We start from the raw sequence: 1,307 nt of genomic DNA on the forward strand, positions 1-1,307 counted from the left end.
GCGGTGAGGAACGCGCCCGCGAAGTCGGCGCGCGGCAGGCCCCCGCGGTGGCGCCGAGCGGCCACGAGGTCGGGCGGTGCGCCGAGGTCGACGAACCCGGCGATCGCCGTGTCCGCCAGTGCCTCCTCGCCGACGATCATGAGGTGCACGTGGTGGTCGACGAGCGGTGGCAGCATCGTGCCCGTCTCACCCGGGTGGTCGCCGTTCAGCGAGCGACGCACCGCCGAGGCGAGGGGACCGAGGTCGAGCAGGGCCTCGGTCGGGGAGTCAGCGGCTCGTGGCATCCGTCAACCCGGGATCTCCGTGCGCACGGCGTACAGCTCGGGAAAGAACGTGAGCTCGAGGGCGCGGCGGAGGAAGGGGGCGCCACTCGACCCGCCCGTGCCGGTCTTCGAGCCGATGATGCGCTCGACGGTCTTGAGGTGGCGGAACCGCCAGAGCTGGAAGTTGTCCTCGAGGTCGACGAGCTCCTCGCAGGTCTCGTAGGCGGCCCAGTGCTCCTCGGGGTTCGCGTAGATCGCGGCGAACACGGGCACGAGCTCGGGCTGGAACGTCCACGCGAGCGTCACGTCCCGCTCGAGGATCGACGCCGGGATCGGATACCCGGCCCGAGCGAGCAGCCTGAGGAACTCGTCGTAGATGCTGGGCGAGTCGAGCGCGTGGCGGAGGATCGCGCTCGCCGCGGCATCCGACTCGAAGACCTGCATCATCTTCGCGTTCTTGTTGCCGAGCACGAATTCGACCGCGCGGTACTGGTAGGACTGGAACCCGCTCGCGTTGCCCAGCACGCCGCGGAACTGCCCGTACTCGGTGGGCGTCAGCGTCGCGAGCACCGACCACTGCTCGGTCAGGGTGCGCTGGATGTGCTTCACGCGCGCGACGCACTTGAGCGCGGGGGCCAGCTCGTCGGCCCGCAGCAGGTCGCGCGCCGTCTCGAGCTCGTGCAGCACGAGCTTCAGCCACAGCTCGGTGGTCTGGTGCTGGATGATGAACAGCAGCTCGTCGTGGTGCTCGGGCCGCGAGATCGGGCGCTGCGCCGAGAGCAGCGTAGGCAGGTCGAGGTATCCGCCGTAGCTCATGCGGTCACTGAAGTCGGTGACGACGGATGCCTCGATGCGGCGGGTGTTCGCCGCGACGGGCTGCTCGGGTTCGGCGTTCTCGGCGGGTTCGGCCACGGAGCCAGCCTAGCCGCGCGCCTGCGCCCCGCTCGTTCCGGATGGGACGAGCGGGGCGCTGCGAGGGCTGGATGCGGGACGGACGCCTCCTGCGCGTCAGGGAGTGGTGCCGGCCTCGGCCACTGCCCGCCC

Annotated in this window: 1 protein-coding gene and 1 pseudogene; both read right to left on the minus strand. The window is 70.8% G+C overall.

The features are described from left to right. A pseudogene (locus tag GH736_RS23060) lies at nucleotides 1-284 on the minus strand (hypothetical protein); the annotation flags it as partial. A gap of 3 nt (nucleotides 285-287) precedes the next feature. Further along, nucleotides 288-1,175: a tryptophan 2,3-dioxygenase gene (gene kynA / locus GH736_RS23065; protein WP_235934650.1), complete on the minus strand. Its 888-nt coding sequence runs from the start codon at nucleotides 1,173-1,175 to the stop codon at nucleotides 288-290. Nucleotides 1,176-1,307: the final 132 nt, after the last annotated feature.

It is taken from the genome of Agromyces humi, assembly GCF_009720255.1.
Classification (GTDB): Bacteria; Actinomycetota; Actinomycetes; order Actinomycetales; family Microbacteriaceae; genus Agromyces; species Agromyces humi.